Source organism: uncultured Sphingomonas sp. (genome assembly GCF_964244235.1).
Classification (GTDB): domain Bacteria; phylum Pseudomonadota; class Alphaproteobacteria; order Sphingomonadales; family Sphingomonadaceae; genus Sphingomonas.
The window spans coordinates 1-9,552 of sequence record NZ_CAXTII010000099.1 but is presented as its reverse complement, the minus strand read 5'-3'; the positions used below and the strand labels follow the sequence as shown (position 1 = coordinate 9,552).

General features: G+C 66.8%; 8 protein-coding genes. 5 read left to right on the top strand and 3 right to left on the bottom strand.

The genetic code is table 11. The annotated features are described in order from the left end of the window. Window positions 1-99: 99 nt before the first annotated feature. Window positions 100-480 carry a hypothetical protein gene (locus tag ACFE7D_RS13025; protein WP_375395846.1) on the bottom strand — a complete coding sequence of 127 codons (381 nt, stop codon included), beginning with the start codon at window positions 478-480 and terminating at the stop codon, window positions 100-102. A gap of 20 nt (window positions 481-500) precedes the next feature. Here ACFE7D_RS13025 and ACFE7D_RS13020 point away from each other — a divergent pair, with 20 nt between their 5' ends. Then, the gene (locus ACFE7D_RS13020) at window positions 501-1,427 is read left to right on the top strand and encodes a hypothetical protein (protein ID WP_375395845.1); all 927 of its coding nucleotides are present in this window, start codon (window positions 501-503) and stop codon (window positions 1,425-1,427) included. A 119-nt stretch (window positions 1,428-1,546) separates the two neighbouring features. On the opposite strand, the gene ACFE7D_RS13015 is transcribed toward ACFE7D_RS13020, so the two are convergent. Both ACFE7D_RS13015 and purD read right to left on the bottom strand, forming a co-directional pair. After that, window positions 1,547-2,185 carry a hypothetical protein gene (locus tag ACFE7D_RS13015; RefSeq protein ID WP_375395844.1) on the bottom strand — a complete coding sequence of 213 codons (639 nt, stop codon included), beginning with the start codon at window positions 2,183-2,185 and terminating at the stop codon, window positions 1,547-1,549. Between the two features lie 101 nt (window positions 2,186-2,286). Continuing rightward, window positions 2,287-3,549 (bottom strand): phosphoribosylamine--glycine ligase, encoded by a 1,263-nt coding sequence (purD, locus tag ACFE7D_RS13010; RefSeq protein WP_375395843.1) that lies wholly within the window; start codon window positions 3,547-3,549, stop codon window positions 2,287-2,289. Between purD and xseA the strand changes: the two genes are divergently transcribed. From xseA to ACFE7D_RS12990, 4 genes are all read left to right on the top strand, one after another. Continuing rightward, the gene (gene xseA, locus ACFE7D_RS13005; RefSeq protein ID WP_375395842.1) at window positions 3,548-4,954 is read left to right on the top strand and encodes an exodeoxyribonuclease VII large subunit; all 1,407 of its coding nucleotides are present in this window, start codon (window positions 3,548-3,550) and stop codon (window positions 4,952-4,954) included. The genes purD and xseA overlap by 2 nt on opposite strands. Window positions 4,955-4,965: 11 nt before the next feature. After that, entirely contained in the window at window positions 4,966-5,166 is a 201-nt protein-coding gene (locus ACFE7D_RS13000; RefSeq protein ID WP_375395841.1) for a DUF2093 domain-containing protein, read from the top strand. Continuing rightward, window positions 5,163-6,023 carry a M23 family metallopeptidase gene (locus ACFE7D_RS12995; RefSeq protein ID WP_375395840.1) on the top strand — a complete coding sequence of 287 codons (861 nt, stop codon included), beginning with the start codon at window positions 5,163-5,165 and terminating at the stop codon, window positions 6,021-6,023. The genes ACFE7D_RS13000 and ACFE7D_RS12995 overlap by 4 nt, the downstream gene beginning before the upstream one ends. A gap of 245 nt (window positions 6,024-6,268) precedes the next feature. After that, window positions 6,269-9,409 (top strand): TonB-dependent receptor domain-containing protein, encoded by a 3,141-nt coding sequence (locus tag ACFE7D_RS12990; RefSeq protein WP_375395839.1) that lies wholly within the window; start codon window positions 6,269-6,271, stop codon window positions 9,407-9,409. Window positions 9,410-9,552: the final 143 nt, after the last annotated feature.

Sequence of the window (9,552 nt, the reverse complement as noted above, 5' to 3'; positions counted from 1 at the left end):
AGCGCCAACCGGAAATGGGTGGCCAAACCGGCTTGATCACAACGGATACTCTAGGAGCGATCCCCGCCGGGCTGCGGGCCCGGCGGGGTGCGGAGCCGGTTACCGGCCGTCGTGCCGCATCCAGCGGATCTGGCGGCTGATATTGTCGAGCCGACCCTGCACCTGGGCGCGCTGGTCGGGATTGAGGTTGCCGGCATCGCGCCAATGCATCCGCTGGATCCACTGACGGACGCCGTTCAGCTCGCCATTCACCCGGTGCGCTTCGCGGCGGTCCAGGCTGCCATTGGCCATGCCCTGATTGACGCGCTCCTGCAGGAACTGGATTCGCTGATAGGGATTTTCGGGCGCGCCGCGCCAGAAGGACCCGGCGTTCCACGGGGCGTGCTGCGGTCCCCGATCCGGCCCCGGCCCGTATTGCGCGAAGGCGGCGGTCGTGCTCGCCAGGCTGGCGGCGGCAACGGCGATTGCGATGAATTTCATGACAGTCTTCCTCTCGACAGATGATCGGCCAAGGCGGTGACGCCGAAGCCACCGGGATTATAGGTGCGCGCTCTGAACTCCGGCGTAACAGGAGGTGCAGCCTTTGTTCAGTGACATTGACCCGGATGTGGTGTCCGGGCTGCCTTGGCAACCGGGCCGCCGGTCTGTACCGTCCGGCCATGCTGCTCTCGCTTCTCATTGGAATAGCGGCCCCTATTCTTTCCTTCGAAAGCAGGACGCTTTCCGACCGCACGAAAGCGGTCATATCCGCGCCAGACGGATATCCCGCGACATGGAAGGAGCAGGTGCACGCGGTCATCTCCCGAGATGCGGCGGATGCGGATTTTAATCGGATGATGGTGCGCCATGCCGAGCGGCTGGCGCGCGATTATTACAGCGGCGAGGACGGAACCGAAAAGGACAATTTCGACACTCGCGATACCGCCGGGTCGCTGGACGTATACGAGAACGTGTCCGCCGCGTCGCCCGACATCATTTCCGCACATGCGGGCGCGGGATATTACGAAGCGGGCATGGCGCATCCCAACAATGACGCGTCCAATTTCTTCATCTGGTCGCGCCGGATGCACCGGTTGCTCGCCCAGAAGGACGTATTCGCCAGAGAACCCGACGCGGCATTGCGCCGGAAAGCATTTGCCGCGTTCGACAACCAAGAGGGCGTGGATTCGAACGCTGTAAAGGACGGCATCCCGCTGACTTGGGACCATGTCAGTATCGGCCCTGACGGCATTAGCTGGACGTTCGGACCATATGAATTGGGCGGCTATCTGTCGGGCGGGCGCACTATGATCGGCTGGGCGCAACTCAAGCCCTATCTGCGCCGCGATCTGCCTTTCGCGATCCGGGCTATTCGGGCAGTTTGTCTGAAAACGGGGAACACGCGGCGATTGGATCGCTGCGCCCTACGCATGTCGAGCCGGTCGTAAGCAGCCCGACGCGGGCGTAAATCCCGCGTCGTCGGACGGCGCTGTAGCGCCGCCGGCCGGGCCGGCGTGTGGCGCGGCGCTTCGCGCGCGTCATCGGCAGGAAGACGGGTCTTCCTGCCTCACAGCCGGCCGAACACCGCCTCGAACCCCTTCACGTCCCCTGCCGCCAGGAACCGCGCCTGCTCGATCCAGCGGTCGCGCATCATGCGGCCCCTGAATGCGCCGAGATCGGCGTCGAGCGTCTCCGCCTGAACCGTGTCGAGCGCGGCCAGTTGGCCGACGGTCGTGATGCCGCGGTCGGCGAGCGCGGTGGCGACCTTTGGACCGAGGCCCTTCAGCGCGGTGACCGGGCGGTCGGCGGGGTTGGCGGCGGCGGAGGAAATGCTCTCGAAAGCGGTTTCGCTCGCGACTCTCGCGGCCATCGGCGCGGCGGCGATGGGTTCGTCGGCGAGCGGGGGTGGCGACGGCGCGGCCGGGATCGGCATCGGTGCCGGCTGCGGCGCGACGGGGACGGATTGCACCTGGGATTGGGACTGCGACGGCGCGTCGGCATGCAGCGGATCGGTGCCGAGTTCGGCCTGTTCGCGCACGGTCGCGTCGCGCGATTCGTCGTGGTTGGTCTCGAACCGTTTCGCCGCAGCGACACGCGCGCGCTTCATCCGCATGCCCCAGACGATCGCGACGATCGCGGCGATCGCGAGGATCACGATCAGCGCCAGATGGATGTCCGTGATCGCGGTGGTTCCGTTGTCCGTCATTCGCTGCCCCTGACCCTGCGCTCGCCCGGCAGGACCCTAGCCTGCTTCCCGTCCGCGCGCCACGGCGCGCGCATCAGGTATCGCGCGCCGCCGCGCGTGCATCAGGTATCGCGCGCCGCCGCGCGCCAGCCGATATCGCGGCGATGAAAGCCGTCGGGGAAATCGATCGCGTCGATGCCGCGATACGCCGCTGCCTGCGCCGCGGCGACGTCCGCCCCGGTCGCGGTGACCGCGAGGATCCGGCCCCCGGCGGCGACCAGCCCGTCGTCGCCCATCCGCGTCCCCGCCTGGAAGACGCGGACCCCCATCGCCTCGGCCGCCGCGATCCCGCCGATCGCGCCGCCCGCGACCGGCGTTCCGGGATAGCCCCGCGCGGCGAGCACCACGGTCAACGCCGCGTCGTCCGAGAAGCGCACCGCCGGTGCCTCGCCCAGCCGCCCGTCCGCGACGCACAGCATCGTCGCCAGCAGATCGCCCTCGTACCGGGCAATCAGCACCTGGCATTCGGGATCGCCGAAGCGGGCATTGTATTCGATCAGCTTCGGACCCGCAGCGGTCAGCATCAATCCTGCGAACAGCACCCCGGAAAACGGCGTCCCCGCCGCGGCCAGCGCCGCGACGGTGGGCGCGACGATCTCCCGGATCGCCCGTGCTTCGAGAGCCGGGGTCAGCACCGCGGCGGGGCTGTACGCGCCCATCCCGCCGGTGTTCGGGCCGGTATCGCCCTCGCCGACGCGCTTGTGGTCCTGCGCGGATCCGAACGGCAGCAGCGTCCGGCCGTCGGTCAGGACGAACAGGCTGACCTCCTCGCCCTCCATATATTCCTCGATCACCGCTTCGGCACCCGGCGCGGCGAAAAGGTCGGAGACCGCGGCCGCGGCCTCGTCGCGAGTCGTCGCGACCGTCACGCCCTTGCCCGCGGCAAGCCCGTCCGCCTTCACGACGACGGGCGCGCCGAACCGGTCGAGCGCGGCCTGCGCCTCTTGCAGCGTCGTGACGCGTACGTACCCCGCGGTCGGGATGCCGGCCCGCGCGCACAGATCCTTGGTGAAGCCCTTCGACCCCTCCAGCCGCGCCGCCGCCCTGCCGGGTCCGAACACCGCCACGTCCGCCGCGCGCAGCGAGTCGGCGAGGCCATCGACCAACGGCGCTTCGGGGCCGATCACGACCAGCCCGATCGCATGGTCGCGCGCGAAGGCGATCACCGCATCATGGTCGGTCGCGTCCAGCGCGACGATGGTCGCGTGCTCCGCGATGCCGGGGTTGCCGGGCGCGGCGTAGAGCGTATCTAGGCCACGCGACTGCGCGAGCTTCCACGCCAGCGCGTGCTCGCGGCCGCCCGACCCCAGCAACAGGACGTTCATGCCGAATCCCTTTCCCGACCCCATCGATTCAGGGACGGCGCGGCTGGTAGCCGAGCCTGTCGCGGGCGACAACGCGGCGCCCTGGTCGGTCGGCGAACTGGCGTTCAAGCTGAAGCGGGTGGTGGAGGGCGAGTTCGGCCATGTCCGCCTGCGCGGCGAGATATCGGGCTACAAGCGGGTCGCGTCGGGACATGCCTATCTGGCGCTCAAGGACGACCAGGCGGTGATCGACGGCGTGATCTGGAAAGGCCAGGCAAGCGGTCTCGCCTTCGCGCCGCAGGACGGGATCGAGGTCATCGCGACCGGCCGGCTGACGACCTATCCCGGCCGGTCGAAATACCAGATCGTCATCGAGCGGATGGAACTGGCGGGCGCGGGCGCGCTGATGGCGCTGTTCGAGCGGCTGAAGGCTTCGCTCGCCGCCGAGGGGCTGTTCGCCGGCGACCGGAAGAAGCCGCTGCCCTATCTGCCGCGCAGGATCGGTATCGTCACCTCGCCGACGGGCGCGGTGATCCGCGACATCCTCCACCGGCTGGCGGATCGCTGCCCCGGCCATGTCCTGGTCTGGCCCGTCAAGGTGCAGGGCGAGGGCGCGGCGGCGGAGGTCGCGGCGGCGGTGCGCGGCTTCGACGCGATGCCGGCGGAGATCCGGCCCGATCTGGTCATCGTCGCGCGTGGCGGCGGCTCGATCGAGGACCTTTGGGCGTTCAACGAGGAGGCGGTGGTGCGCGCGGTCGCCGGCTGTTCCATCCCGATCATCTCGGCGGTCGGGCACGAGACCGACACGACCTTGTGCGATTTCGCCGCCGATCTGCGCGCGCCGACGCCGACCGCGGCGGCGGAGATGGCGGTGCCCGTGCTCGCCGACCTGCGCCTGACGATCGAGGGGCATGCGCAGCGCACCGAACGCTGCGCGCGGCGCTATCTGGAGCGCGGGCGCGAGCGGCTGGACGCCATGGCGCGGCTGCTGCCGAAGCGCGACGCGCTGCTGGGGCCGCAACGCCAGCGCGCGGACGATCTCGGCCAGCGGCTGGGGCGCGGGCTGGAACGGCGCGTGTCGCTGGCGCGCGGGACGCTCGACCGCGCGTCGGGGGCGCTGCGCCCCGCGATCCTGACGACGCGGCTGGAGGCGGCGCGTGCACGGCTCGATGCGAACTGGCGGCTGGCGGTGTCGCTGAACCCCGACCGCGTGCTCGACCGCGGCTATGCGCGCGTGACGGTCCAGGGCGGGGCGGCGACGCTGGCGACCGCGGCGGCGGCGCGCGGCGCGGGGGCGGTAACGTTGTACTTCGCCGACGGGGCGGTCGATGCGTGGACCGATGCGCCCCGCGTTGAGCGCCCCGCGGCGAAGGGCTATGGCAAAGCCGATGCGAAGGCTGGGGCCGACCAGCCCCGCCTGTTCTGAAAGGCGACGATATGCTGATGTCGAATACCGATCGCGCCGCGCGGCTCTATTACATGGCCAACGGCTTTCGCGTGCTGGCGACGGGCGACCATGTCCAGTGTGCGGTATCGGGCGCGCGGGTGGCGCTGGAGGATCTGCGCTACTGGAACGTCGCGCGCCAGGAGGCCTATGCCAGCGCCGCGATCGCGACCGAGGCGATGGCGCCGCAATGAGGCGTATCGCCGCGATGGCGCTGGGGATCGCTATCGTCATCGCCGCGCCGGCGGCCGGACAGTCTGCCGCGCCGGCGGCCGGACAGTCCGATGCGTTCCATTGGACCGGCACGACGACGCAAGGGGGCCTGATCGGCGGTACCGCGCCCGCGGGCACGGTGACGCTGACGCTGGACGGCAAGCCGGTGATGCTCGCGCCCGATCGCCGCTTCATCGCCGGGTTCGACCGCGATGCGAAGAGTGCGGCGATGCTGGTGGCCACGCTGGCGGACGGGCGGTTCGTGACGCAAGCCCTGACGATCGAGCCGCGCGGCTGGGCCTTGTCGCGGCTCGACAGCCTGCCGAAGACGCCCGTGCCCGACGCCGAATTCGCGGTCGTTCGCCCGCCCGAACTCGCCGCCATCGCCGCGGCGCGGGCGCGGCCGACCGATGCCACGGGCTGGCGACAGAAATTCACATGGCCGACCACGGGCCGTATCTCGACCTTTTTCGGGTCGCAGCGGATCTACAAGAATGGCGAGGCAGGGGCCTATCATTCGGGCATCGACATCGCCCGCGCCACCGGCACCGTCGTCACCGCGCCCGCCGACGGCGTCGTCACCCTGGTGGCGGACCACCCCTTCACGCTGGAGGGCAATCTGCTGATGATCGATCACGGCATGGGGCTGAACAGTGCGTTCCTGCACCTGTCGCGGATCGACGTGCACGTCGGCGACCATGTCCGCCAGGGCCAACCGATCGGCCTGGTCGGCATGACCGGACGCGCGACGGGCCCGCATCTGCACTGGGGGCTGAAATGGCGAGACGCGAAGCTCGATCCGCTGCTGGTGGCGGGGGCGATGCCGGGCGCGAAGTGAAGCCCCGACAAGGGCCTTCTGTCACATGACGCGATGATGAAGTTCGCTTCATATCAGTGCCATTTTCGCTACACTTGGCGGTAAAGCTGGTTTCCGCCCCGCCGCTGCCCCTTACAGTCACAGGTGCGAGGACCATCCCCGATTCATCAAGGATTGGCCGAAGGGCGAATTCTCAGAGGGCTGCACGCAACGGTTCGTTCACGGCACGCGACGTCGCGTGCCAGGGTGAATTTAAGGGGTTCCAGATGACCAAGATGACGATCAATCCTCGCAAGGCCGCGCTCCTGTTCGGTGCCGCGCCGTTCGCGATGCTCACCGCGATGACCGCGACGCCTGCCTTCGCGCAGGATGCGACGGCTCAGCCCAATCCCGCGGCCCAAGCGACCCCGACCGATGCAGTGCCGAGTCCTGCAAACTCAGACAAGACCGCGGCGGGTAACGACATCGTCGTCACCGGCACGTTGTTCCGCAACCAGAGCGAGACCAACATTGCTTCGCCTGTATCGGTGCTGACCACTGGCGATCTCAACGCCCGTGGTATCCAGACGGTGCAGCAGGCGATCCAGACGCTGGCGTCCAACAACGGTCCGGCGCTGACGAACTCCTTCTCGGCCAACGGCGCGTTCGCTGGCGGCGCGTCGGGCGCGTCGCTGCGCGGACTGACGACAAATTCGACACTGGTGCTGTTCGACGGCTTGCGCGCCGCTTACTACCCGCTAGCGGACGACGGCTCGCGCAACTTCGTCGATCTGAACACCATTCCCGACGAGATCGTCGATCGGGTTGAGGTGCTGCGCGACGGCGCGTCCTCCAGCTATGGCGCGGATGCGATCGCAGGCGTCATCAACATTATCACCAAGAAGCAGGTCATCGGGGTCAGCGGGACGGCCGAAGCGGGCGTTTCCCAGCGCGGAGACGCCGCCAATCAGCGCCTCAGCCTGACGGCGGGCATGGGCGACCTGTCTACCCAGAACTTCAACGTGTACATCAGCGGTCACTATGTCCATTCGGATGCGCTCTATAGCCGCGACCGGGGATATCCGTACAACACCGACAATCAGCTCGGGCTGTGCGCCAACGCACCGGTGGCCAATGCCTGCACCGACAACCGCCAGAACTCTCCGCTCAACTATGCGGGCGTGTCGACGATCGTTCCTGTGTTCCTCGTCCGTCCGGCTACGGCGGCGACAGGTACAGCGGTCGCCGGTTCGCGTTACCAATTCCTCAATTCAGTCACCGGCTGTAACGGCCTCACCCCCTATAATCCGACAACTGCCGAACTGGCGGCAATTCCTAACTCCCCCACTACGGTCTGCACGCAGGACACCGTCAATCAGGGCGGCGTGATCGAGCCACGCTTGACGCGGGTCGGTGGCTCGATGCGCGCCAGCGTCAACATCGGCACGAACACGCATGCCTATGCCGAGTTCAATTTCGAGCAGTCGACGGTCGGCTATTCGGGCTACGGCCTCGCGGGATATGGCCTTCCGACCAACTCTGTCATTCGCGCCAGCGCTCCGGCCGGGATAGATTTCCTGCCGTACAGCACGTCGAGTGGTGGGTTGACGCATGCGCCCGGTTCGGGTGCGCTGGCGCTGCCGGTCTTCATCTGCCCCCGTGGCACGACCGTGGCCTGCACTGCCGCCAACGGCACGCTCAACCCGAACAACCCGTTTGCGAGCCAAGGTCAGACGGCGCTGCTGCTCGGTACGCTTCCGGACCTGACCCAATTCACCGAGACGCGCAGCCGCGCTTATCGTCTGGCGGGCGGGATCGATGGCTCATTTGGCCAAGGTTGGGATTGGCGCGTTAACGCGGTGGGCATGGTCAATGATCTGCGCCAGCGCTTCGATGGTCGCGTTTACATCCAGCATTTGCTCGACGAAGTGGCCGACGGTTCATACAATTTCATCAACCCGTCGCAGAACAGCCAGGCGACGCTCGATTATCTCTCGCCGACACTGGTGACGAACGATCAGTCGCAGGAATATCAGGCCGACGCCAACCTGAGCCACTCGTTGTTCGAACTGCCCGGCGGTCCGCTGATGGTCGCGGTGGGCGGATCCTACCGATACGAGTCGGTCAATTCGCCTAGCGCGAACCCCGATTATAATGGCCCGACGCAGCGTTACTTCGGAATCAACGCGTTCGGCACCGTCGGCCACCGTAGTGTCGAGTCGGGTTATTTCCAGATCAACGCGCCCATCCTGAGCGTGGTGAACCTGGAGGGATCGGGCCGCTACGATCATTATTCGAGCGGTCAGAGCCACTTCTCGCCGAAGGGCGGTATCGTCTTCAATCCGATCCGCCAGCTAACGCTGCGCGGCACGATTTCGGGCGGTTTCCGCATCCCGAGCTTCGGCGAGACGAGTTCGCTGCCCACGACCGGGTACGTGCCGTATGGTATCACCAATTTCCCGGCCGCCTACCTAGCACAGTTCAGCACCAATCCGGCTAAGCCTTGTGTCGCTGGGACTCCGGCCAATTGCTCGACCTATGTAAGCCAGGCGACCATCGGCGAAACCTCGGTCGCCAATCCAAACCTGAAGCCGGAAACGTCGCGCAACATCACCGGTGGTTTCGAGATCCGACCCTTCCGGGGACTTACGCTGACGGCGGACTATTACAACATCCGCAAGAACAATGCGATTGCTGCGGCATCCTACAGCACCGCCATCAACGCCTATTATGCTGGCCAGGCGATCCCCGCCGGATACGCGATCGTGCCGAACGCGCCCGACGTGAACCATCCCAATGCGATGCCGACGATCTTCACGGTCAGTGCGCCCTATATCAACGCGAATACCATCCAGACCGATGGTTTCGATTTTGGTGCCACCTTGAACAAGGAGCTGTTCGCAGGGATCAAGTTCACGAGTATCGCGGAGGCAGAATTCATTCGCAAACTCGAAACGACGTTCCCGGACGGTCACACCGAGCGTTATGACGGCACGATCGGAAACTATAACCTGACCGCCGGCACCGGGACGCCCAAGTGGAAAGTGACGTGGCAGAACACGCTGGACTTCGGCGCAGCTTCACTCAGCGCTACGGGATACTATACGGCGGGATATAATCTGTCGGCGGCGGATCAGGGGGTGACCCGCTGCACCGATCCCACTGGCGGGACTGACCCGAACAATCCCACGAACGGCCTCGATGGCGGTATACAGGGTTGCAACGTCCGCCGGTTCATCGATGTCGACCTGACCGGCACGATCAAGGTCAACGACAAGTTCTCGTTCTACGTGAACGTGTTCAACGTCTTCGATGCGAAGGCACCGCTCGATACCGTTACCTACGGCGGCTACCTGTACAATCCTGTGGTCGCCGAATCGGGCATAATCGGACGCTCGTTCCGGGCAGGCGTCCGCGCCTCGTTCTGATAATCAGACAAAAGAAGGGGGGCGGTTCCTGCAAAGGAACCGCCCTTTTTCGTCACCCCACCCCCAACACCACCCCGCCATCCCCCTCGTCCACCCGCACCCTGCCCCCGTCCTTCACCTCACCGCGAAGGATCAGGTCCGCC